Source organism: Arthrobacter sp. NPDC080086 (genome assembly GCF_040702285.1).
The window spans coordinates 1-21,627 of the sequence record NZ_JBFBKP010000032.1; the positions used below are offsets into that span (position 1 = coordinate 1).

At 70.3% G+C, this 21,627-nt stretch carries 20 protein-coding genes; 15 read left to right on the forward strand and 5 right to left on the reverse strand.

Annotated elements, in window-relative coordinates; genetic code table 11:
- Nucleotides 1–12: 12 nt before the first annotated feature.
- Entirely contained in the window at nt 13–732 is a 720-nt protein-coding gene (locus AB0305_RS12410) for a dienelactone hydrolase family protein (protein ID WP_364134667.1), read from the reverse strand.
- A 159-nt stretch (nt 733–891) separates the two neighbouring features.
- Nucleotides 892–1,068, reverse strand: coding sequence for a CsbD family protein (locus AB0305_RS12415; protein WP_364133741.1), 177 nt, complete (start codon nt 1,066–1,068; stop codon nt 892–894).
- 100 nt (nt 1,069–1,168) lie between these two features.
- Here AB0305_RS12415 and AB0305_RS12420 point away from each other — a divergent pair, with 100 nt between their 5' ends.
- The 4 genes from AB0305_RS12420 to AB0305_RS12435 all read left to right on the forward strand — a co-directional run bounded on the left by AB0305_RS12420 (nt 1,169) and on the right by AB0305_RS12435 (nt 4,896).
- Complete coding sequence (locus tag AB0305_RS12420) at nt 1,169–1,831, forward strand: pentapeptide repeat-containing protein (protein ID WP_364133738.1); 663 nt, start codon at nt 1,169–1,171, stop codon at nt 1,829–1,831.
- Nucleotides 1,832–1,964: 133 nt separating this feature from the next.
- The gene (locus AB0305_RS12425; RefSeq protein ID WP_364133736.1) at nt 1,965–3,176 is read left to right on the forward strand and encodes an acetyl-CoA C-acyltransferase; all 1,212 of its coding nucleotides are present in this window, start codon (nt 1,965–1,967) and stop codon (nt 3,174–3,176) included.
- Nucleotides 3,176–4,006: an enoyl-CoA hydratase/isomerase family protein gene (locus tag AB0305_RS12430; protein ID WP_364133733.1), complete on the forward strand. Its 831-nt coding sequence runs from the start codon at nt 3,176–3,178 to the stop codon at nt 4,004–4,006. Before AB0305_RS12425 ends, AB0305_RS12430 begins: the two co-directional genes overlap by 1 nt.
- A 2-nt stretch (nt 4,007–4,008) precedes the next feature.
- Nucleotides 4,009–4,896, forward strand: a complete 888-nt coding sequence (locus AB0305_RS12435) for a 3-hydroxyacyl-CoA dehydrogenase family protein (RefSeq protein ID WP_364133731.1) — start codon at nt 4,009–4,011, stop codon at nt 4,894–4,896.
- Nucleotides 4,897–4,943: 47 nt separating this feature from the next.
- Here the strand turns inward: AB0305_RS12435 and AB0305_RS12440 are convergent, their stop codons facing one another.
- A complete protein-coding gene (locus AB0305_RS12440) occupies nt 4,944–5,390 on the reverse strand; it encodes an SRPBCC family protein (RefSeq protein ID WP_364133728.1) in 447 nt (148 codons plus the stop codon).
- Between the two features lie 82 nt (nt 5,391–5,472).
- On the opposite strand from AB0305_RS12440, the gene AB0305_RS12445 reads away from it, so the two are divergent.
- From AB0305_RS12445 to AB0305_RS12455, 3 genes are read left to right on the forward strand one after another with little or no spacing between them, the layout of a single operon-like run.
- Nucleotides 5,473–6,102 carry a GNAT family protein gene (locus AB0305_RS12445; RefSeq protein ID WP_364133725.1) on the forward strand — a complete coding sequence of 210 codons (630 nt, stop codon included), beginning with the start codon at nt 5,473–5,475 and terminating at the stop codon, nt 6,100–6,102.
- The gene (locus AB0305_RS12450; RefSeq protein ID WP_364133722.1) at nt 6,099–6,809 is read left to right on the forward strand and encodes a tyrosine-protein phosphatase; all 711 of its coding nucleotides are present in this window, start codon (nt 6,099–6,101) and stop codon (nt 6,807–6,809) included. Before AB0305_RS12445 ends, AB0305_RS12450 begins: the two co-directional genes overlap by 4 nt.
- A 9-nt stretch (nt 6,810–6,818) precedes the next feature.
- Nucleotides 6,819–9,494 carry a S1 family peptidase gene (locus AB0305_RS12455; protein WP_366173071.1) on the forward strand — a complete coding sequence of 892 codons (2,676 nt, stop codon included), beginning with the start codon at nt 6,819–6,821 and terminating at the stop codon, nt 9,492–9,494.
- Between the two features lie 146 nt (nt 9,495–9,640).
- Here AB0305_RS12455 and AB0305_RS12460 read toward each other — a convergent pair whose 3' ends face one another.
- A complete protein-coding gene (locus AB0305_RS12460) occupies nt 9,641–11,638 on the reverse strand; it encodes an adenylyl cyclase (RefSeq protein ID WP_364133716.1) in 1,998 nt (665 codons plus the stop codon).
- Between the two features lie 264 nt (nt 11,639–11,902).
- Here AB0305_RS12460 and AB0305_RS12465 point away from each other — a divergent pair, with 264 nt between their 5' ends.
- The 5 genes from AB0305_RS12465 to AB0305_RS12485 are packed head-to-tail and all read left to right on the forward strand — an operon-like array spanning nt 11,903 to nt 17,692.
- Nucleotides 11,903–13,195, forward strand: a complete 1,293-nt coding sequence (locus tag AB0305_RS12465; protein ID WP_364133713.1) for an extracellular solute-binding protein — start codon at nt 11,903–11,905, stop codon at nt 13,193–13,195.
- Nucleotides 13,196–13,198: 3 nt separating this feature from the next.
- Nucleotides 13,199–14,188: a sugar ABC transporter permease gene (locus AB0305_RS12470; protein ID WP_364133710.1), complete on the forward strand. Its 990-nt coding sequence runs from the start codon at nt 13,199–13,201 to the stop codon at nt 14,186–14,188.
- Nucleotides 14,185–15,141, forward strand: coding sequence for a carbohydrate ABC transporter permease (locus AB0305_RS12475; protein WP_364133707.1), 957 nt, complete (start codon nt 14,185–14,187; stop codon nt 15,139–15,141). The genes AB0305_RS12470 and AB0305_RS12475 overlap by 4 nt, the downstream gene beginning before the upstream one ends.
- Complete coding sequence (locus AB0305_RS12480) at nt 15,138–16,634, forward strand: family 1 glycosylhydrolase (RefSeq protein ID WP_364133705.1); 1,497 nt, start codon at nt 15,138–15,140, stop codon at nt 16,632–16,634. Before AB0305_RS12475 ends, AB0305_RS12480 begins: the two co-directional genes overlap by 4 nt.
- Nucleotides 16,634–17,692, forward strand: coding sequence for a LacI family DNA-binding transcriptional regulator (locus tag AB0305_RS12485; RefSeq protein WP_364133702.1), 1,059 nt, complete (start codon nt 16,634–16,636; stop codon nt 17,690–17,692). The genes AB0305_RS12480 and AB0305_RS12485 overlap by 1 nt, the downstream gene beginning before the upstream one ends.
- A gap of 57 nt (nt 17,693–17,749) precedes the next feature.
- Here AB0305_RS12485 and AB0305_RS12490 read toward each other — a convergent pair whose 3' ends face one another.
- Complete coding sequence (locus tag AB0305_RS12490; protein ID WP_290256092.1) at nt 17,750–18,166, reverse strand: hotdog fold thioesterase; 417 nt, start codon at nt 18,164–18,166, stop codon at nt 17,750–17,752.
- A gap of 186 nt (nt 18,167–18,352) precedes the next feature.
- Between AB0305_RS12490 and paaZ the strand changes: the two genes are divergently transcribed.
- From paaZ to AB0305_RS12505, 3 genes are all read left to right on the forward strand, one after another.
- Nucleotides 18,353–20,464 (forward strand): phenylacetic acid degradation bifunctional protein PaaZ, encoded by a 2,112-nt coding sequence (paaZ, locus tag AB0305_RS12495; protein ID WP_364133698.1) that lies wholly within the window; start codon nt 18,353–18,355, stop codon nt 20,462–20,464.
- A 330-nt stretch (nt 20,465–20,794) separates the two neighbouring features.
- Nucleotides 20,795–21,202: a VOC family protein gene (locus AB0305_RS12500; protein ID WP_364133696.1), complete on the forward strand. Its 408-nt coding sequence runs from the start codon at nt 20,795–20,797 to the stop codon at nt 21,200–21,202.
- A 109-nt stretch (nt 21,203–21,311) separates the two neighbouring features.
- The gene (locus AB0305_RS12505) at nt 21,312–21,623 is read left to right on the forward strand and encodes a hypothetical protein (RefSeq protein WP_364133693.1); all 312 of its coding nucleotides are present in this window, start codon (nt 21,312–21,314) and stop codon (nt 21,621–21,623) included.
- Nucleotides 21,624–21,627: the final 4 nt, after the last annotated feature.

The window sequence follows — 21,627 nt, forward strand, 5'->3', positions numbered from 1 at the left end:
CCGCCGTCGCCGTTAGCCCTTGAGGTGCCGGGCGAAGTGGTCCTCGATGCGCCGCCAGGCCTCCGGAGCCGACGTCGGGTCCGGACCCACTCCCATCACCCGCAGCAGCGGGCGCAGCGGCCGCGGCCCCGCCTCGACGTCGTTGAGGAAGGCGTGCCCCGCCGTCGGGAACTCCTTCACGTCGTGGCTGACGTTGAGCCGCTCCAGCACATCGGTGAGCTTCTCGGCGGCTCCCGGCAGTCCCCGGTCCCGGCCGCCGTAGTTGGCCACGATCGGACACGCCCCGGCCAGCTCCCGTTCCGGGTTGGAGGGCAGCTTGCCGTAGTTCACCGCGGCCGCGTCGAAGCCGTCGTTGGCCAGCAACAGGGCAAACCCGCCGCCCATGCAGAAGCCGATGACCCCTACCTTCCCGTTGGTCCGGCCCGAGTCGAGCAGCCACCGCCGCGCCGCCTCAAGGTCGGCGAACGCCTTGCCCTGGCCCGAGGCCAGGGAGCGCATGGTGGAGACCAGGCAGCGGCGCGCGCCCCCGTCGCTGAAGAGGTCGACGGCCAGGGTGAGGTAGCCGGCGGCGGCCATCCGGTCCGCGTGGCGGACCGTGATGTCGTCCAGCCCGAAGACCTCGTGGATCATCAGCACCGCCGGGAAGGGGCCCTCCCCGTCCGGGGTGGCCAGGTAGCCCCGAAGCGTCCGGGACCCGTCCGGCCCGGCCGGGCCGAGGTCGACGTTGTGCAGGTCGGTGCTGCCGGCGGTGGGGCGGTTGGCGGTGCTGGCCACGGGGGCTCCTCGGTTCGTCGGGCGGGATGGTGGAGTCGCTGGGTGAGGGGTGAAAAAACGACGCCGGGCACGCCCCCAAAGGAGCGCCCGGCGTCGTCGGCCATCGCGGCGGGGCGGCTAGTCGCGCCGGACCGCATCCTTGACGTTCTCGCCAACCTTCTTGGCATCGGAGACCACCTGGTCCTTCTGGCCTTCGGCCTTCAGACGGTCGTTGCCGGTGGCGGTCCCGGCAGCCTCCTTGGCCTTGCCACCAAAGTGCTGCGCCTCGTGCTGAATCTTGTCGCCGAGACCCATGGGGAACCGCCTTTTTCTCTGGTTGGCTGCTTCGGTCCCAGCATAAGCAAAGCATGCTTACTAGTTCAAGTCTTTTCCGGTCGGCGCTAGGCTCGATGTCATGAAACCCGGCAAGCCCCGAATCACCGCCCCGCGCCTCCCGGACCTCCGGCTGGATGATCTCCAGGAGGACGCGGACCCCGAGTTCCGCCGCGGGGAACGCTACGAGGGCCGCTCCTACCGGCAGGCCATCGCCGACGGGCTGGACCTCGCCGGTACGGACTTCGTCGAGTGCTCGTTCGCCGGGATTTCCTTCCACGAGACGCAGCTGCGCGGCGCCGGGTTCCGGGACTGCGTCCTGTCCGACCCGAACGCCCCCGTGCTTACCGCCGCCCGGGCGGGGCTGACGGAGGTGGAGATCCGCAATCCGCGCTGGGGTTCCGCCGAGCTCTACGAGGGGCGCTGGCAGTCGGTGCGGATCGATGGCGGAAAGCTCGACTACGTCAACCTCCGCGGCGCCACGCTGGTGGACGTACAGATCAGCGACTGCATCATCGGGGAGTTGGACCTCGGCGCGGCTACGGCCACCCGGGTGGTCCTGAAGGACTGCACCATCGGCGCCTTGGACTTCACCGGCGCCCGGCTCAAGGACGTGGACCTGCGTGGGAGCGCCTTCCGGGCGGTCAGCGGCCTGGGCAGCGTGTCCGGGCTGGTGGTTGACGAGCGCCAGTTGGACCTGCTCGCCCCGCTGCTTGCCGCGCATCTGGGGGTCACCGTCGCCTGAGCCGTTGGGGATATGCCGGAACGTCATGCAGGCGTCCCCGGTTGACCCTCTTGACCCGCCGTGTAATCTTTATAGAACGAACGGTCGGTAATTTATTCTACTGCCGGCCCCCTCTCTGGTGAAGGATGTTCTCATGGTCGAGGCTTTTCTCGTTGGCGGTGCCCGCACCGCGGTTGGCCGGTACGGGGGAGCCCTGTCCGCGGTCCGTCCCGACGACCTGGCGGCGCTGGTGGTCCGTGAGGCCGTCGCCCGCGCCGGCGTCGACCCGGACGCGGTGGAGGAGGTCATCCTCGGCAACGCCAACGGGGCCGGTGAGGAAAACCGCAACGTCGCCCGGATGGCCACGCTGCTGGCCGGCCTGCCGCTCCACATCCCCGGAATCACCGTCAACCGGCTCTGCGCCTCCGGCTTGAGCGCCATCATCATGGCCAGCCACATGATCAAGGCCGGCGCCGCGGACATCGTGATCGCCGGCGGCGTCGAATCCATGAGCCGGGCGCCCTGGGTGCAGGAGAAGCCGCAGACAGCCTTCGCCAAGCCCGGCCAGATCTTCGACACCTCCATTGGCTGGCGCTTCACCAACCCGCTGTTCCAGAAGGGTGAGCTCTCCCGCGACGGGAAGATGACCTACTCCATGCCCGAAACCGCGGAGGAGGTGGCCCGGGTCGACGGGATCACCCGCGACGACGCCGACGCGTTCGCCGTCCGGTCGCACGAACGGGCACTCGCCGCGATCGCAGCGGGCCGGTTCGCTGAGGAAATCGTTCCCGTCACCGTCAAGACCCGCAAGGGTGAGACCGTGGTGGACACCGACGAGGGCCCCCGCCCCGGCACCACCGCCGAGGTGCTTGCTGGGCTGCGACCCGTCGTCGCGGGCGGCTCGGTGGTCACCGCCGGCAACTCCTCCACCCTCAACGACGGCGCCTCCGCGATCATCGTCGCCTCCGAGGCCGCCATCCGGAAGCTGGGCCTGACCGCCCGCGCCCGCATCATCGCCGGCGCCTCCGCCGGCTGCGAGCCCGAGATCATGGGCATCGGCCCGGTCCCCGCCACCCGCAAGGCCCTGGCCAGCGCAGGGCTCGGCGTCGGCGACCTCGGCGCCGTCGAGCTCAACGAAGCCTTCGCCACCCAGTCGCTGGCCAGCATGCGCCGGCTGGACCTGGACCCGGAGATCGTGAACCGCGACGGCGGCGCGATCTCCCTGGGCCACCCGCTGGGCTCCTCCGGCTCGCGGATCGCCATCACCCTCCTGGGCCGGATGGAGCGCGAGAACGCCAAGGTGGGCCTCGCCACCATGTGCGTGGGCGTGGGCCAGGGCACCGCGATGCTCCTGGAGCGCGTCTAATGGCCGCCGGCGGCCTGGACGCCACGGGCTTCGCGACGCTCCTGGTGGAGGAGCGGCCCGACCGGCTGGTGGTGCTGCTCAACCGGCCCGAGGCCCGCAACGCCATCGACCAGCAGATGGTCGACGAGCTTCACCGGGTCTGCGCCTACCTGGAACAGACCCCCAAGGTGCTGATCATCGCAGGGACCAACGGCGTGTTCGCCTCCGGCGCGGACATCGCGCAGCTGCGCGAACGCCGCCGCGACGACGCACTGCAGGGCATCAACTCGACGATCTTCGTCCGGATCGCCAAGCTGCCCATGCCGGTCATTGCGGCCCTCGACGGCTTCTGCCTCGGCGGCGGCGCGGAGCTGGCCTACGCCGCCGACTTCCGCATCGGCACGCCCGGGGTCCGGATCGGCAACCCCGAAACCGGCCTGGGCATCCTGGCCGCGGCCGGGGCCAGCTGGCGGCTCAAGGAACTCGTCGGCGAGCCCGTGGCGAAGGAAATCCTGCTGGCCGGGACCGTCCTGCGCGCCGACCGGGCCCTCGCCGTCGGCCTCATCACCGAAGTCCACGACGCGGACCGGCTCATGGATGCCGCTCACGATCTCGCGGACAGGATCGGCCGGCAGGACCCGCTGGCGGTGCGGATCACCAAGTCCGTCTTCCACGCCCCCGCCGAGGCGCACCCGCTGATCGACCAGCTGGCCCAGGGCATCCTCTTCGAATCCCAGGCCAAGTTCGACCGGATGCAGGCGTTCCTGGACAAAAAGAACGCCAAGAAAAACGCCAAGAAGAGCGCCACCGCAACCGCCACACCTCAAGACCAGCACGACGGGACGAAGTAACCATGAGCAATTCCGCACAGTCCGCCCCCACGTCCGACGGCGTTCTTCCCCGGTTCGTCGGTGTGCTCGGCGGCGGCCGCATGGGCGCCGGCATTGCCCACGCTTTCCTGATCAAGGGCGCGGATGTGCTGGTGGTCGAACGCGACGAGCAGTCGGCCGAGGCCGCCCGCGAGCGGGTGGAGTCAGCCGCCGCCAAGAGCATCGAGCGCGGCGCCGTCGACGGCAACCTGGACGAGATGGTCTCCCGACTCGCCGTCTCCGTGGATTACGACGACTTCAAGGACCGTCAGCTGGTGGTCGAGGCCGTCCCCGAGGACTGGGACCTCAAGGTCGCCTCGCTGCGCGGCATCGAGGAGCGCCTGGCCGACGACGCGTACCTCGCCTCCAACACCTCCTCGCTCTCCGTGAACGGGTTGGCGCGCGAGCTGGCGCGGCCGCAGAACTTCCTGGGACTGCACTTCTTCAACCCGGTGCCGGCCTCCACCCTGATCGAGGTGGTCCTGGGCGAGCAGACCTCGGATGCTGTGGCCGCTGCGGCCCGCGGCTGGGTCGAGGCGCTGGGCAAGACGGCCGTCGTCGTCAACGACGCTCCCGGCTTCGCGTCCTCCCGGCTGGGGGTAGCGATCGCGCTGGAGGCGATGCGCATGGTCGAGGAGGGGGTCGCGTCCGCCGAGGACATCGACAACGCCATGGTCCTGGGCTACAAACACCCCACCGGCCCGCTCCGGACCACGGACATTGTGGGCCTGGACGTCCGCCTGGGCATCGCCGAATACCTCGCCTCGACCCTGGGCGACCGCTTCGCACCGCCGCAGATCCTGCGCGACAAGGTGGCCCGGGGCGAGCTCGGCCGGAAGACCGGCAAGGGATTCTTCGACTGGAACGGCTGAACCGGCCCCAGCGGGCCGTCTTCCCGGCCCTCTTGAGGCCGCAGCGCCTAGCCGGAGTGCGTGGCCAGTGAGTCCAGCGTCCGCTTCATCCCGTCCATGGCGGGGTCCGCGAGCTTCTGGAACATGGGCCGGGCGATCGGCTCGGCCAGCTTCATCCAGCCCTTGAGCTGGAATTCCGCGGTGTAGTTGACCTCGCTGCCGGAGCCCGCGGGCCGGACCTCAATGGTGTCCACCGAGATCACGCTCTTGTTCTCGCCGCGGAGCACGATCTCCGAATCGGAGAGCTTGACCACCTCGTAGGTCAGGCTCTGGCGCTTGCCGCGGAACTCTGCCTCCGCGTGGTACCGGTGGCCCACCGCGACCGGGCCGTCGGTGAGCTTCCTGACCACCGGCGTGCCGGGGTCCCACTCGGGCGTGTGCTCGAAGGCGGAGAGGTAGGCGAAGGCCTTGCCGGCCTCCAGCGGGGTGCGGACCGTGCCGGTGACTGTGATCATGGGCCCAGCCTACCCACGGCGTCCAGCCCCCCGGACGGGAATGCCCAGGGGTCCGCCGCTGCCGCGGGCCTAGGATGGTGCCGTGAACCCCTTCCAGCCGCTCACGCTGACCGGCCGCTACGTTGCCCTCGAACCCCTGGACCACAGCCACCACGACGGGCTGGTGGACGCGGTCCGGGACGGGGAGCTATGGAAGCTCTGGTACACCGCCGTCCCCGCCCCGGAGGCCATGGGCGCCGAGATCGACCGGCGGATGACGCTGCAGGCGGCCGGCTCCATGCTGCCGTTCACCACCCGGCTGCTTGACCCCGCCACCGGCGAACCCGGCCGGATCATCGGGATGACCACCTACATGAACATCGACGCCGCCGTGCCCCGGGTGGAGATCGGCTCCACCTGGAACGCCGCCTCCGCGCACGGCACCGGCAGCAACCCCGACTCCAAGCTGCTGCTGCTCCGGCACGCCTTCGAGACCCTGGGCTGCCCCGCCGTCGAGTTCCGCACGCACTGGCTCAACCACCAGTCCCGTGAAGCGATCGCCCGGCTCGGCGCCAAACAGGACGGGGTGCTGCGCAGCCACACCAGGAGCGCCGACGGCGCCCTGCGGGACACCGTGGTGTTCTCGATCCTGGAACACGAATGGCCCATGGTCCGGAACAACCTCGAATACCGCCTCGCCAGGCAACGGACCGAACGGGAACCTGCCCGATGAGCAGGAACGGAGCCGTGGGCGGAGCGGTCACCTGGGACGGGGCGGTGAACGCCTGGCACGTCGGTGGCGAGGTTTACCGGATGGGCCGCCGCGAGTGGCTCACCGAGACGGGCTGGCGGCAGGCGTACGACGCCGGGATCCGCACCGTTATCGACCTGCGCAACCCGGAGGAGATCCGCCCCCGCGAGACTGATCCGCGGGTGCCGGAGGCGGCCCTGGCGCCGTTCGACGTCGTCCATGCCCCCACCGAGGACCCCGCCAACGAGGAGTTCCGGGCCCTTTGCGTTCCCTACCTGAATGACCCCGCGTCCTACCCGGACAACGTCCGGCTCTTCCCGGACCGGATGGCCCGGGTCTTCCGGGCCATCGCGGCCGCACCCGCCGGCGTCGTGCTGCACTGCTCCGCCGGCCGGGACCGCAGCGGAATGATCGCCGCGATGCTCCAGGACCTCGCCGGGGCGGGGGAGGACGCCATCGCCCTGGCCTACGAACGGGCCATGCGCGGCATCAACGAACACCACCGCGTCTCCCCGGTCAAGCACCCGCACGAGCGCTACCTGACCGAGGCCGAACTGGGGCCGCTGCTCGCCACCCGGCAGGCCAGCCTCCTGGGATTCCTGCGCAACCTCAGGACTTCCACATTTTTGGGCCACAATGGCGTAACGGAAGGGGAGCTGGCGGCCATCCGGGCCAAACTCGGACGCTAAAGTGACCGGGTGAAGATAGCAAAAAGCGTTCCTGCGCTGCGGATGACGGCCGCCGTGGCCGTTGCGCTCGCCGGAGCGTCCCTGGCCGTTCCCGCGCTCGCCGAAACGGGCTCCGTCCAGCCGACACCCGCCGCCACCTCCAGCCCCTCCGCCTCTTCCGGGGCAACGGCCGCGCCGACGACGTCGCCCACGCCGGGCTCGCCCGCGACTGCTTCTCCTTCACCTACGTCGCCCGCCGCGCCCGCCCCCGCCGCCGCCCCGGCCCCCGGCATCAGCGAGGACGGCCTCGCCGAGGCGACCCTCCGCGACCTCGGCATGACCCTCGAGCAGTTCAACGCCGCCGGCGAGCTCGCCCGCCGCGCCGCCGACGCACTGCCCTCCCTGTCCAGACTGCCCGGCTACGTCGGCATCAGCATCAGCAACGGCAGGATCATCGTCGACGGACAGGGCGCCGAGCTGCAGGCCCGGGTGGATGCCCTCAACGCGGCCGGCCTCACGGCCGTGTTCACGCTCGCAGCCCCGGCCGCGCCGGCCCCGGCACCGAGCGCCGCCGACCTCATCGCGGCCAGCACTGACCAGCTCTTCGCCGCCTACGTCCGCGACGTCGGTCCCGCAGGACTGCAGGCCGTGGCCTACGCCGGCGGCCACTTCGTCATCCGGACCGGCGGCGTGACCGCCGCCGAGGAAACCCCCGCCGCCCCCGCCACCCCCCCCCCGGCTCCCGCGGCGACGGCGACGCCCGCTCCCACCGTGGGAGCGACGAACGTCCCGGCGGGCACCAGCCCGGCCCTGACCACGGCCGCCCCCGGCAAGATCTCCCCGGCCGCGTTCGTGGCCCGCTACAAGAACGTCCAGCTGGAGAAGTCCGCCCCGATCACCACCGAGGCCAGCACCGACTACTTCGGCGGCCAGGGCTACGTCACGGATGTGAGCACCATCTGCTCCGCCGGGTTCGGCGCCTATGATCCGACCGGGCTCCCCCTGATCCTGACCGCCGGCCACTGCGCCGAAGACGGCATCAGCAAGACCACCACCGTGGAGCCGCCCGCCGCGGCGACGGCAGGCGGAGCGACCATGCCCCTTCCGACCACCCGAGACCCGCTGGGCACCTTTGGCTTCAGCCAGTTCGGCGGCCCCGGCAACACCGCCATCACGGGAACGCAGGACAGCCCGGGCAATATCGGCACGGATATCGCCGTTATCCAGGGCCTCGCCGCCGGCGTCACGCCCCGGCCCGCTGCCACCATCTGGGACAACGTGGCCAACCCGGCGCCGTCGTCGGTCAAGATCATCGGCACACTCGCTCCCGTCCAGGGCCAGGCGGTCTGCCACTCGGGCCGGACCAGCGGCTGGAAGTGCGGCACTGTCGACACCGTGGGCATCATGCTCATCCCGGGCCGGACCAGCGTTGCGCCGAACTACGACAACGATCTGCGCGCCGTCCGCGCCTTCGACTCGACCACGGTGAAGTCCGCCGGCGGCGACTCGGGCGGGCCTTGGATCAGCGGCAACTTCGCCGTGGGCACCCACACCGGGGCCGAGACCCAGAACGGGACCCAGCTGCGCGCCATCGCCGCCACCCTGCAGGATGCCATGGCCACGGTTCCCAACGTCCAGCTGCAACTCTTCCTCAACGCACCGCAACTCGACGGGACCGCCAGCGGCGCCACCCTTCAGCCGGGCACCACGATCCGCGGCCGTGTCGCGGCCGCCCCCGCGTCCGCCGTCGCCGCCGGCTCCTCGGTCCGCCTGACCCGCGACGGCGGCGCCCCCACTGATGTACCCGTGCAGTCCGACGGCACCTGGTCCTTCGCATTGCCTGCGACCGAGGGGAAATACGCCTACACCGCGGCCACCGTCAACGGCTTCAGCCACTCGGAGACCACCGCGTTCGCCCTGACGGCCTCCGCGCTGACCGCCCCCGCCATCACCACCCCCGCCGCGGTCCCCACCGCCTTGGCACCCGCCATGATCGAGGGCACCGGAACGCCCGGCAACACCGTCGCGGTGACCGGCGCCGTCACCGGCTCGGCCACGGTCGCCGCCGACGGCCGCTGGAGCGTCCCTTTCGGGAGCGGCCCGCTGTACGGCAAGCTCGCGGTCTCGGCGGTGCAGACCTCCCCGGGCCACGAGGACGGTCCCGCGGCCACCGCGGTGTACCTGGTCCAGCCACCGGTCCCCGCCCTGGCACTGTCCCTCGACGGGTCCACGTTCCGGCAGGACGCGCTGCCCAAGACCATCTCGGGGACCGGTGTGGAGGGCGCCTCGGTCAGCGTGAGCATCGACGGCGTCCCGCTGGATGCCGGCCAGGCCGGCGGCCCCGGCGTCGGCAGCAAGGCCGTCTCCGGCTCACTGGCCCTGGCGGTTCTCGCCACCGGAGGGCACTGGTCCGTGCCGTTCCCCACGGGGCTGACGACGGGACTGCACACCCTGACCGTGTCCCAGTCCCTGGACGGCATCGCCTCCGCGCCGCTGTCCTCCACGTTCTCGATCAGCGCACCGGTGGCGGCCGCCGCCGCGGCCGTGTCCCCGGACCGTTCCGCCGGGACTCCCGTCCTCGCCAGCACCGGAGCCGGCGGACTGGTGCCCGCTGCCGGAGCCGCCGCGGCCGCGTTCCTGCTGGGCGCCGGCATGCTGGTCCTGGGTCGCCGCCGGAAGCCGGCGGCGCAGGGAACCGCCCGGTAAATCGGACGGCCAAAGCGCCCCCGGCACATCGGACCGGCGAAACGTTCCGGTAGTCGGCCCACGGAAATACCAAGAAGGCACAACAAAGCCCGGCGGGACGGGCCCCATGGACATCATCCGGGGGCCGGTCCGGCCGGGCTTTGCTTTTAGCCGAAGTTCGCGACGTAGCTTGGCTTGCCCACCTCGGCGGTGGTCACCGGGGCGCCGGTGTCGTTGACCACGTGGTCCAGCGTTCCCGCGCCCAGGTTCACGGTCAGCAGCCCGTGCAGCTTCACGCCCGGGGTGACCGGGACCTCGAAGCCGCGGCTGGCATGGATCGAGGGATCCACGTTGGTGTAGACGTAGCTGCCGCCGCCCCAGAGCTCGTGGGACCGGACCGAATCGGCAACCTTGTACCCGGCCCAGCCGAGGACGCCGTCGTGCTGCCAGGCGGCCTGGTTCGGAGCGTCGTAGGGCAGCTCGTTCTGGAAGAAGACCGTCCGTCCGCGCTCACCGTTCCAGGTCACGTTGTACTGCTGGTAATGCTCCACGAACAGGCCGGTGGCGGTGACGTCGTCGCCGTTGATGGTAACGCCGTTGTCGGCTGTGTTGGTGTCCCAGCCCACGCCGTTGCCGTGGTCCGCGCGCCAGGCCCAGATGTGGTCCAGGAGCACGCCGTCGCTGTTGACCTCGAGGCTGACGGAGGCCTTGCCCACGTGCGGGCCGCCGATGCGGAAGAACACGTCGTGCAGGGCCGTGGGGTTGGCTGGGTCCCCGTGCTTGCCGGAGGCATCCGTGTGGGAGGCGTTGCCCTTGGCCTTGCCCAGCCGCATCAGCGCCGGGGAGTTCACGGTGCCGGCGTCGATGGTGAGCCCGGCGACCTGGACGCCGGAGACGTCGGCGACCTCCATTGGAACGGCGCCGCCGACGGCGGTCAGGGTGGTCATGCCGAGTCCAAGGACCACGGTGTCCGCACGCTTGACCTCGAGGGTGCGGTCGATGTTGTACACGCCCGGGGTGAAGAGCAGGTTCTTGCCGCGGGCCAGCTGGACGTTGATGTCCTTGGCCGAATCGGCAGGCGTGGCCACGTAGAAGTCGGAGAGCGGCACGCTGCGTCCCGCCGTCGGGCCGTTCTCCCAGGTGGTGCCGGAGGAGTTCTGCCGCGCGGAGGGAACGAACACGCTGTAGCTGCCGGCGCCGTCGATGGTCAGGTACGGCTTTTCGCGGCTGACCGGGGTGCTGGCCAGTGTGGTGTACGGCGGGTCCGGGAAGGACTGCGCGGGTGCGCCGTTGACGCCGGAGAAGACCTGGTTCCAGACGGCGTTGGACCAGCCGCCGAGGGTGCTGTCACGGACGTAGTACTGCTGCTGGGAGCCGTTGATCACGAACCCGGTCTTGGAGTCGGCGATGAAGCCGCCGCTGGCGTACTGCGGGCCGGCGGTGCAGTAATCCATCAGGGTGAGGTTCCCGCCGGTGACGTTGACCCGCCGCATCGGCGAGGCCTGCGAGGCGGCCCAGAAGTTGGCCGAGGACCGGCAGCCATCCAGGCCGGTGACGTTGATGGTGAGGTTGGAGACCGACCGCCAGAAGTTGTTCAGGGCGATGCAGTTATCCGCGGTCAGGCAGCGGTTGTAGGTGTCCACGTGGCCGTTGATGGTCACGTCGGTGGGGGAGTTGCCCAGGCCCGCCACTTCGGTGGAGTAGCCCACCTGGATGATTAGCGGCGTCTCCGCGGTGCCGTAGGTGCCTGGCTTGAAGAGCAGCGAGTACCGGTTGGTGCCCATCTCGTCGTCGACCTGCTGGGCGGCGATGGCGTCGACGGTGGCCTGGATCTGCGCCACCGGCATGCTCGGGTCGAAGACCCGGACGTTGGGGCCGAACGCGGACGCGGCGCCGGGTGCCGGCTTGGCCGCTAAGGCGGGCTGCGCCGGAGCGGGCTGCGCAGGAGCGGGCTGCCCAGGGGGGGTGGCGGGGGCTGCCGGGACGACGACGGCGGCCGGCGCGGGGCCGGTCCCGGCGGGTACGGCGGCGGTGGCCGCGGTGCTGCCGGCCAGGGCAGCGGCGAGGGCGACGACGCCTCCGACGATCAGCCGGCCTGCGCCGTGCGGGGAGGTGCGGAGGCCCGGCGGGGACGCCGGGCGGAACGGGAAGTGGGCTAGCGGCATTGCTCGGCCTGCTCTCTGTGGGGGTGGCGGGGCTCCGTGCGGAAGGTTGTGGGAGCGCTCCCGCCGGGAAGCGTAACACCGGCTCCAGGTGACGGCAAGGGATTCTCAGCCTCCGATGAGGGCGGGTTGACAAGCCGCTGTGATGTGCGACACCATCCTCGTGAGAGCGCTCCCACCACGAATGTGGGAGCGTTCCCATGAGGGTGACGGGACGCCATGAGTCCGCACCCGCCCCATCACCCACCTTGACGAAGGAGTCCCCGCGTGAAATTCCCCCGCAAACTCGCCGCGCTGTCGGCGTCGGCCGCCTGCCTTACCCTTGCCCTCAGCGGCTGCGGCGCCGACGCCCCGAAGAGTTCCGGCCCCTCGGGCGAGACCGGCAAGGAACCGGTGACCCTCACCATCGCCACCTTCAACGAATTCGGCTACGAGGATCTGATCAAGGAGTACCAGACCCTCAACCCGAACGTGACGATCCAGCACAAGAAGGCCGCCACCACCAACGAGGCCCGCGATAACCTCACCACCCGCCTGGCTGCCGGGTCCGGGCTCTCCGATATCGAGGCGATCGAGGTGGACTGGCTTTCGGAGCTCAAGCAGTACCCGGACAAGTTCGTGGACCTCAAGGATCCCGCCGTGGAAGGCCGCTGGCTGGACTGGAAGGCCAAGGCCGCCACCACCGACGACGGCCACCTGATCGGCTACGGCACGGACTCGGGCCCCGAGGCCGTCTGCTACAACTCCTCCCTGCTCAAGGCCGCCGGCCTCCCCACCGACCGTGAGTCGGTGGCCAAGATGCTTGGCACCACCTGGGACAGCTACTTCGACGCGGGCAAGAAGTTCGTCGGCGCGAAGACCGGCCCGGCCTGGTTCGACTCCGCCGGATCCGTCTACCAGGCCATGAGCAACCAGCTGGACAAGGCCTACGAGAACGAGGACGGCACGGTCATCGCCGCGGACAACCCCGCCGTCAAGGACACGTACACCAAGGTCCTCAACGCCTCCACCAAGGACAATCTCTCCGCCCACCTGAGCCAGTGGAGCAACGACTGGGTGGCCGGCTTCCAGTCGCAGAAGTTCGCCACCACCCTCTGCCCGGGCTGGATGCTCGGCGTGATCGAGGGCAACGCGGCCGGCGTCAAGGGCTGGGACGTCGCCAACGTCTTCCCGGGCGGCGGCGGAAACTGGGGCGGCTCCTACCTGACCGTCCCGACCCAGAGCAAGCACCAGGCCGAGGCCAAGAAGCTGGCCGCCTGGCTGACCGCTCCGGAGCAGCAGGTGAAGGCCTTCACCGCCAAGGGCACGTTCCCCAGCCAGGTCCAGGCCCTTTCCAGCGACGCCCTGCTGAGCCAGACCAACGCCTTCTTCAACAACGCCCCGACCGGCAAGATCTTTGCCGAGCGGGCCAAGGCCGTGGGCGCCTCCCCGTTCAAGGGCCCGAAGTTCTTCGCCATCAATGACGCCATGCAGCAGGCCCTCACCCGGGTGGACGTGGACAAGTCCGACGACGCGGCTTCCTCCTGGACCAAGTTCCTCGCGGCCGTGAAGTCCCTCTAAGCCATGGCAGTAACGGACCGGGTCAGGCTTCAGGGGCCCACGGGGGGCAGCACGGACGACGGCGGCCGGGGCGTGCGCCGGCTGGCGTTCTCGCAGCGGCTCTCGCGGTGGGACGTCAAGGTCTCGCCCTACCTCTACATCTCGCCGTTCTTCCTGCTGTTCGCCCTCACGGGACTGTTCCCGCTGCTGTACACGGGCTGGGTTTCACTCCACAACTGGAACCTGATCGGCGGCCAGGGCAAGTTCATCGGCTTCGATAACTTCGGTTTCGTCCTCGGACAGCCCTACTTCTGGAACGCCGTGGGCAACACCGTGAGCATCTTCCTGCTCTCCTCGGTGACCCAGGTGGTCCTGGCGCTGCTGATCGCGGCGGTGCTGGACGCCAACCTCCGGGCCGGGACGTTCTGGCGGATGGGGGTGCTGGTGCCCTTCGTCGTCGCACCCGTGGCGGTGGGCCTGATCTTCAACAACCTGTTCGCGGACCAGTTCGGCCTGGTCAACAACGTGCTGCAGGCTGTGGGCCTCGACCCGGTCCGTTGGCATTCCGACCAGCTGGCCAGCCACCTGGCCATTGCCACCATGGTCAACTTCCGCTGGCTGGGCTACAACGCGCTGATCTTCCTGGCAGCCATGCAGGCCATCCCGCGGGACGTCTACGAGGCGGCCACCATCGACGGCGCCGGGCGGCTCCGGCAGTTCCTTTCGGTGACGGTCCCCATGCTGCGCCCCACCGTGATCTTCGTGGCCATCACGTCCACGATCGGCGGGCTGCAGATCTTCGACGAGCCCCGGGTCTTCGACCAGTCCGGGCTCGGCGGCGCGGACCGGCAGTGGCAGACGCTGACCATGTACATCTGGGAACTCGGCTGGGGCCAGCGCAACTTCGGGCGGGCCTCGGCCGTGGCCTGGCTGCTGTTCCTGATGATCGTGTTCATCGCCCTGACGAACTTCCTGCTCACCCGGCGCATCGCCAACCAAGGAGACCGCTCATGAGCTCCATCCCCATGATCCGCCAGTCCGCCGGCGCGGGCGCCGCCCGGAACGCCGAACGGCGCCTCAACCGCCCGGGCAGGCCCGGGCGGAACAACAACACCAGACGGAACGACGGCGGCGGGCGGGGCCGGGGCGGCGCCGTCCGCCGCCCCGGGGTCCTGACCTACGGCACCCTCACCGCCGTCGTGCTGGCCTCGCTGTTCCCGCTGTACTGGTCCTTTCTGGTCGGCAGCCACGACAGCACCGCGCTCAGCAGGGGCATCCCGCTGCTGCCCGGCGGGAACTTCCTGGCCAACGCGGCCAAGGTCTTCGACAGCATTCCCTTCTGGAAGGCCATGGGCAACAGCATCCTGGTCTCCAGCGTCACGGCCGCGTCCGTGGTGGTCTTCTCCACCCTGGCCGGCTTCGCCTTCGCCAAGCTGAGGTTCCGCGGCAACAAGGCCCTGCTGGTTTTCGTGATCGCCACGATGGCGGTCCCCACCCAGCTGGGCGTGGTGCCGCTGTTCATCGTCATGGCTAAGCTGGGCTGGACCGGCTCGCTCTGGGCCGTCATCATCCCCGGCCTGGTCACCGCCTTCGGCGTCTTCTGGATGACCCAGTACCTGCGGGACGCCCTGCCCGATGAGCTGATCGAGGCCGTGCGGATGGACGGGGCGTCGATGATCCAGGCCTTCTGGTACGTCGGATTCCCGGCGGCCCGGCCGGCGGCGGCCATGCTGGCCCTCTTCACCTTCGTCGCCACGTGGACCAACTTTTTCTGGCCCTTTATTGTGCTGGACCCCTCGAACCCCACCTTGCCGGTTGCCCTTCAGCTGCTGCAGGCGGCGCACTTCGTGGACTACTCAGTGGTGCTGGCCGGGGCTGTCCTGGCCACCGTCCCGCTGCTGCTGCTCTTCATGGCGGCAGGGCGCCAACTCGTATCAGGAATCATGCAAGGAGCAGTCAAAGGATGAGCACCACCCCGATCACCTTCCCCGAGGGCTTCCTCTGGGGCGCGGCCACCGCCGCCTACCAGATCGAAGGCGCCGCCCACGAGGGCGGCCGCCAGGACTCCATCTGGGACACCTTCGCCCGGGTTCCCGGCGCCGTGGCGGACGCCCACAACGGGGACGTCGCCTGCGATCACTACCACCGCTCTGCGCAGGACGTTGCCCTGATGTCCTTGCTGAACCTCAAGGCCTACCGTTTCTCGACGTCGTGGGCCCGCTGCATGCCGGACGGCGTGACCCCCAACCCGGAGGGCATCGCCTTCTACTCGCGCCTGGTGGACGAGCTCCTGGCCGCGGGGATCACCCCCTGGCTGACCCTTTACCACTGGGACCTGCCGCAGGTGCTGGAGGACAAGGGCGGCTGGGCCAACCGGGAGACGGCGGAGTTGTTCGCCGCCTACGCCGTGGTCATGCACGAGGCGCTCGGGGACCGGGTCCGGATCTGGACCACCCTCAACGAGCCCTGGTGCTCGGCGTTCCTGGGCTATGCCGCCGGGGTCCATGCCCCCGGCCGGCAGGAGCCCGCGGCCGCGCTCGCCGCCGCGCACCACCTGCTGCTGGGGCACGGACTCGCCACGGCCGAGCTGCGCCGCCGGGACCCGCAGGCCAGCCTCGGCATCACCCTGAACCTGACCGTCGCAGACCCGGCGGACCCGGACTCGGCGGAGGACCGGGACGCGGCCCGCCGGATCGACGGGCTGCACAACCGGATTTTCCTCGATCCGATCTTCCGCGGCGAATACCCGGCGGATGTGCTCGCCGACGTCGCGGGCCTGGGCTTCGACGACGTCGTCCGCGACGGCGACCTGGCCGTCATCGCCGCGCCGCTGGACCTGCTGGGCGTCAATTACTACCAGGGCGAGGCGCTCACCAAGGCGCCGGAAACGGTCACGGCGCAGCCCGAGACGGTCACCACCACAGCGCAGGCCGCTCCCGCGCAGGGCGGCCGGCCGGAGGCCACCCCGTTCGTCTCCGCCGAGGGGGTCCACTCCGTGGCCCGCGGGCTTCCGGTCACCGGGATGGGCTGGGAGGTCCAGCCCGAGGGGCTCCACCGGCTGCTCACCCGGCTGCAGCGCGAGTACACCGGCCCCGCCGGCATTCCGCTCTACATGACCGAGAACGGCGCCGCCTACCCGGACGCGCCCGACGCGGACGGGTTCGTCAACGACCAGGACCGGCTGGCGTTCTTCGACGCCCACCTGCGCGCGGTCCGGGACGCGATCGACGACGGCGCGGATGTCCGCGGCTACCTGGCCTGGTCACTGCTGGACAACTTCGAGTGGGCCTACGGCTACCACCAGCGCTTCGGACTGGTAAGGGTGGACTACGAGACCCTGGAGCGCATCCCCAAGGCCAGCGGACTCTGGTATGCCGCCGTCGCAGGCTCCAACGCTCTACCGGCTGCGCCCGGCGTCACCGTCACCGCGGATTCGGGGGATCCCGTATTCTCAAGGTGATGAGCGCACAGACCCACCACGGATCCCGGCCGGGAGCGGCCCGGCCCACTCCCACGCTTGAAGACCTGGCGACGGCGGCGGGCGTGTCCCGCTCCACCGCCTCCCGGGCGATCAACGGCGGGTCCAGGGTCAGCCCGGAGGCCAAGGCCGCCGTCGACGCCGCCGTGATCTCCCTGGGCTACAGCCCGAACCGGGCGGCCCGCAGCCTGGTCACGCGCCGGACGTCCTCAATCGCGCTCGTCATCAACGAACCCGATGCCAGGGTCATGATGGACCCGTTCTTCGCCGCCGTCATCACCGGGGTGACCGAGGCGCTGCGGGAGACGGACATGCAGCTGGTCCTGCTGATGTCCCGGGCCGGCGGGGACCCGTCCCGGACGGTCCGCTACCTCCGCGGCGGCCACGTCGACGGCGCCATCGTCGTCTCGCACCACAAGACGGACGGCTGGACGGAGGAACTGGCGGCCTCCGGGTTGCCAACCGTGTTCATCGGCCGGCCCTGGGACACCGGCCTGGGCATCCACTACGTGGACGTGGACAGCTTCGAGGGTGCCCGGCAGGCTGCGCTGCACCTGGCCGCCACCGGGCGCCGCCGGCTGGCCACCATCACCGGTCCGCTGGACATGACCGCAGCGGCGGACCGGCTCGAGGGCTGGCGGGCGGGCCTCATGGATGCCGGACTGCCGGCCGGGCCCGAGGAGCCGGGGGACTTCACGGCGGCCGGCGGCACCGAGGCCGCCGCCCGGCTGCTGGCCCGCGACGGCGGCATCGACGGTATTTTCGCCGCGTCCGACCTGATGGCCCGGGGTGCCATCACGGCCCTGCAGGCGGCCGGCCGCACGGTGCCCGGCGACGTCGCCGTCGTCGGCTTTGACGACCACCTGTCCGGACCGGGGGAACTGCCCCTGACCACGGTCAACCAGCCCACCGTGGACATGGCCGCGCAGGCCGGGCGCCTGCTGCTGGCAGATATCGAGAACCCCGGGGCCGGCCGGGAGCCGCTGATCTTCCCGGCGCGCCTGGTGGTCCGGGCCAGCACGGAGCCGGCCGCCGGCTAGGCGGTACCCCGAAAGGCGCGCCGGGTTCAGCCCTGGCGGGCCAGCACCGGACCGGGCTCAGCCCTTGCGGTCCAGCAGCAGGTTGGTGATCCGCAGCGTGCACAGCCGCTCGCCGGCGGCGTTGCTGATGACCACTTCGTGGGTGGTGACGGTGCCGCCCAGGTGGATCGGCGTCGCTGTGATGGTGACAAGGCCCTCTCGGGCGGACTTGTGGTGGGTGGCGGAGACGTCGACGCCGACCGCCGTCTTGCCCAGCGTGCTGGCGTGCTTCACCGCGGCCCAGGAACCGACGGCCTCGCCCACTGCCAGCGAGGCACCGCCGTGCAGGAGCCCGAACGACTGACGGTTGCCCTCCACGGGCATGGTGGCCACCACGCGCTGAACCGATTCCTCGACGATCTTCACGCCCATCTTCTCGTCGAGCTCGCCGAGGGTGATCTTCCAGGGCTCGTTGGCGCCGGGCTGGGTGGTCATCGGGTCTCCTCAGGGTCGGGACGGGGTGGGGCGGAACCGGAACGGGACCGGGGCGGGGCCGCAATGGTCCCGCGGTACTAGTGTGCCGCAGGCCTCAGTCATGTACTGTGGTCATATTACCGAACGGCCGGTCAGTAATGTTCCGGACGTGCTGCTCTTGCCCCGCGTTGGAAGGACCCGTCAACGATGACCACCACTGCAACAGCCCCCGCATCCGCCGTGGATACCGCCGAAATCGTCCCCAGCTTCGTCCGGGGTTCCTGGTGGACGCCGGAAGCAGCGGCCGCCGCCTCCGCCGCCCCGGTCCTGGACGCCAGCACGGGGGAGCTGCTCGCCAGAGTCAGCACCGAGGGCCTGGACCTCGCCGCCGTCGTCGACTACGGCCGCACCACCGGGCAGGCGGCATTGGGCCAGCTGACGTTCCACCAGCGCGCCCTCAAACTCAAGGAACTCGCCCAGTACCTCAACGGCCGCCGGGAGGAGTTCTACGCCCTCTCCGCCCAGACCGGCGCCACCAAGGTCGACTCGATGATCGACATCGACGGCGGCATCGGCGTGCTCTTCACCTTCGGTTCCAAGGGCCGCCGCGAGCTGCCCAACTCCCAGGTGGTGGTCGACGGGCCCATGGAGATCCTGTCCAAGGACGGCTCCTTCGCCGGCGAACACATCTACACCCGAATCCCCGGCGTCGCCGTGCAGATCAACGCCTTCAACTTCCCGGTCTGGGGGATGCTCGAAAAGCTTGCCCCGGCCTTCATCGCCGGCGTGCCCACCATCGTCAAGCCCGCAACCCCCACTGGCTACGTCGCAGCGGCCGTGGTGAAGGCGATCGACGAGTCCGGCATCCTGCCCGAGGGCTCGCTGCAGCTGGTGTCCGGCTCCGTCCGCGCCCTGCTGGACCACCTCGACTACCGCGACCTGGTCGCCTTCACCGGCTCCGCCTCCACCGCGAACACGCTGAAGTCCCACCCCAACGTGGTCAAGGGCGGCGTCCGCTTCACCTCCGAGACCGACTCCCTCAACGCCGCGATCCTGGGCCCGGACGCCGTCAAGGGCACGCCGGAATTCGACGCCTTCATCAAGTCCCTGGTCACCGAGATGACCGCCAAGGCCGGCCAGAAGTGCACCTCGATCCGTCGCGCCATTGTGCCGCAGGAGCTCGTCGCGGACGTCGTTGCCGCCGTAGGGGAGCGGATCACCGAACGCGTCGTCGTCGGCGACCCGCGTGCCGAGGGCGTCACCATGGGCGCCCTCGCCTCCCTCGAGCAGCTCGCCGATGTGCGCGCCGCCGTCCAGTCCATGCTCGATGCCGGCGGTGAGCTCGCCTACGGCTCCCTCGACGCCCCGAAGGTCACCAGCGCGGACGGGAGCATCGGCGTCGTCGACGGCGGAGCCTTCATGTCGCCGGTGCTGCTGCGCTGGGCCGACCCCGAAGCCGAGGAAATCCACTCGCTGGAGGCCTTCGGCCCGGTGTCATCCGTGATCGGCTACAGCGATATCGCCGACGCCGTCCGCCTGGCCGCCCGCGGTGGCGGCTCGCTGGTCGCCTCGGTCTGCACCAACGATCCGTCGGTGGCCCGCGAACTGGTCACCGGGATCGCGGCGCACCACGGCCGCGTGCTGATGCTCAACCGCGAGGACGCCCGCAGCTCCACCGGCCACGGCTCCCCGGTCCCGCACCTGGTCCACGGCGGCCCCGGCCGTGCCGGCGGCGGCGAGGAACTCGGTGGCATCCGCTCGGTGATGCACCACATGCAGCGCACCGCCATCCAGGGCTCACCCAACCTGCTCACCGCCGTCACCGGCGTCTGGCACACCGGCGCGGACCGCAACTTCACCGTCGAGACCGAGGGGCTGCACCCGTTCCGCAAGCCGCTGGCCACCCTGCGCATCGGCGACGCCGTCCGCTCCGGGCTGCGCGAGGTGACGCTGGAGGACATCACCGCGTTCGCCAACTCCACCGGCGACACCTTCTACGCCCACACCAACCAGGAAGCGGCGGAAGCCAACCCGTTCTTCCCCGGCATCGTGGCGCACGGCTACCTGCTGCTCTCCTGGGGTGCCGGACTGTTCGTGGAACCCGACCCGGGCCCGGTGCTGGCCAACTACGGCCTGGAGAACCTGCGCTTCATCACGCCGGTGGCCGCCGGGGATTCCATCCGGGTCACCCTCACGGCCAAGAAGATCACCCCGCGCGAGACCGACGAATACGGCGAGGTGGCATGGGATGCCGTCTTGACCAACCAGAACGACGAGATCGTGGCCACGTACGACGTCCTCACCCTGGTCGAGAAGTAGCCCCGCCCCTGTCGGCGCTCCCTCAGATTCGGCGCCTTCTTGCCCGACGCTCCCTCAGGTCCGGCGCCTTCTTGCCCGACGCTCCCTCAGGTCCGGCGCCTTTGCCCGACGCTCCCTCAGGTCCGGCGCCTCGTAACCCAACCCTCCCTCAGGTCGGGCGCGTCATAACCCAACCCTCCCTCAGGATGTGAGGGAGGGTTGGTCGTGGGGCCACCAGACGTGAGGGGGCGTCCGGCGTGGGGCCGCCGGATGTGAGGGAGGGTGGGGGGCGAAGTGCCCGTTCCTCCAGCCGCGCTCCGGCGTAACATCGTGCCCGTAGGAGGTGGCATCATGTCCCTGGTACTCAACAAAGCCACAACCATCCTGCCCGTCGATGATGCGGCGCGTGCCCGGCACTTCTATGCGGACACCCTGGGACTCCCGCACCGCGGCGTAGCAGGGGACGGTAGTGACATCTTTGGTTCGGACGGCGGCCCGCTGCTGCAGCTCATGCCGGTCACGGACGGAAAGCACTCCGAGCACACCGCTCTGAGCTTCGAGGTCAGCGGCATCGAACGCACGGTTCAGGACATGGAAGCCCGGGGCGTCACGTTCCAGGATTACGACCTGCCCGGACTCAAGACCGAGAACCACATCTGCACCACGGACTCAGAGAAGTGCGCCTGGTTCATGGACACCGAGCACAACGTTCTCTGCATCCACGAGAACCTGCCCGGCCCGGCCGACTACCAGCTCTGAGCGGGCCACGGCGGTGCGGGCAAACGCTGGCCGGACGGCGGGACCGGCCCCGGGACGGACGCCGCCGAACGCCCGAAGCGGGACGAGGACCTGGTGGCCCACCACCCGCATGGGCAGGGTGGCCCTCGCCGTCGACGTCGTAATGCTCGGATTCCCGCTCTGGCTGGTCCCGTCCTGGTACCTGGTGACGTACCTCGCCGGCGCCGGGACCCTCTTCGAATCGCCCCGGGCGGTGTTTGCCAACAGCGTGTTCCAGGCCGCCGTCGTGGCCGTCGCCGTGCTCACCAACCTTGCGGCGCTGGTCCTGGCGACGGACCGCTCCGTGGTGCTGGTGATGGCGGTGATACCGCTGTCCGGGGTACTGGCCTACATGGGCTGGGTCGCGGCCGTCCGGGGGTTCCCGGGAATCATCCCCGGCTAGGAGG

Coding starts and splice junctions, on each gene's coding strand:
- AB0305_RS12500 (WP_364133696.1), top strand. CDS start 20,795: ATGTCCCTGGTACTCAACAAAGCCACAACCATCCTGCCCGTCGATGAT.
- AB0305_RS12480 (WP_364133705.1), top strand. CDS start 15,138: ATGAGCACCACCCCGATCACCTTCCCCGAGGGCTTCCTCTGGGGCGCG.
- AB0305_RS12485 (WP_364133702.1), top strand. CDS start 16,634: ATGAGCGCACAGACCCACCACGGATCCCGGCCGGGAGCGGCCCGGCCC.
- AB0305_RS12435 (WP_364133731.1), top strand. CDS start 4,009: ATGAGCAATTCCGCACAGTCCGCCCCCACGTCCGACGGCGTTCTTCCC.
- AB0305_RS12475 (WP_364133707.1), top strand. CDS start 14,185: ATGAGCTCCATCCCCATGATCCGCCAGTCCGCCGGCGCGGGCGCCGCC.
- AB0305_RS12460 (WP_364133716.1), bottom strand. CDS start 11,638: ATGCCGCTAGCCCACTTCCCGTTCCGCCCGGCGTCCCCGCCGGGCCTC.
- paaZ (WP_364133698.1), top strand. CDS start 18,353: ATGACCACCACTGCAACAGCCCCCGCATCCGCCGTGGATACCGCCGAA.
- AB0305_RS12470 (WP_364133710.1), top strand. CDS start 13,199: ATGGCAGTAACGGACCGGGTCAGGCTTCAGGGGCCCACGGGGGGCAGC.
- AB0305_RS12420 (WP_364133738.1), top strand. CDS start 1,169: ATGAAACCCGGCAAGCCCCGAATCACCGCCCCGCGCCTCCCGGACCTC.
- AB0305_RS12490 (WP_290256092.1), bottom strand. CDS start 18,166: ATGACCACCCAGCCCGGCGCCAACGAGCCCTGGAAGATCACCCTCGGC.
- AB0305_RS12450 (WP_364133722.1), top strand. CDS start 6,099: ATGAGCAGGAACGGAGCCGTGGGCGGAGCGGTCACCTGGGACGGGGCG.
- AB0305_RS12430 (WP_364133733.1), top strand. CDS start 3,176: ATGGCCGCCGGCGGCCTGGACGCCACGGGCTTCGCGACGCTCCTGGTG.
- AB0305_RS12440 (WP_364133728.1), bottom strand. CDS start 5,390: ATGATCACAGTCACCGGCACGGTCCGCACCCCGCTGGAGGCCGGCAAG.
- AB0305_RS12505 (WP_364133693.1), top strand. CDS start 21,312: ATGGGCAGGGTGGCCCTCGCCGTCGACGTCGTAATGCTCGGATTCCCG.
- AB0305_RS12415 (WP_364133741.1), bottom strand. CDS start 1,068: ATGGGTCTCGGCGACAAGATTCAGCACGAGGCGCAGCACTTTGGTGGC.
- AB0305_RS12425 (WP_364133736.1), top strand. CDS start 1,965: ATGGTCGAGGCTTTTCTCGTTGGCGGTGCCCGCACCGCGGTTGGCCGG.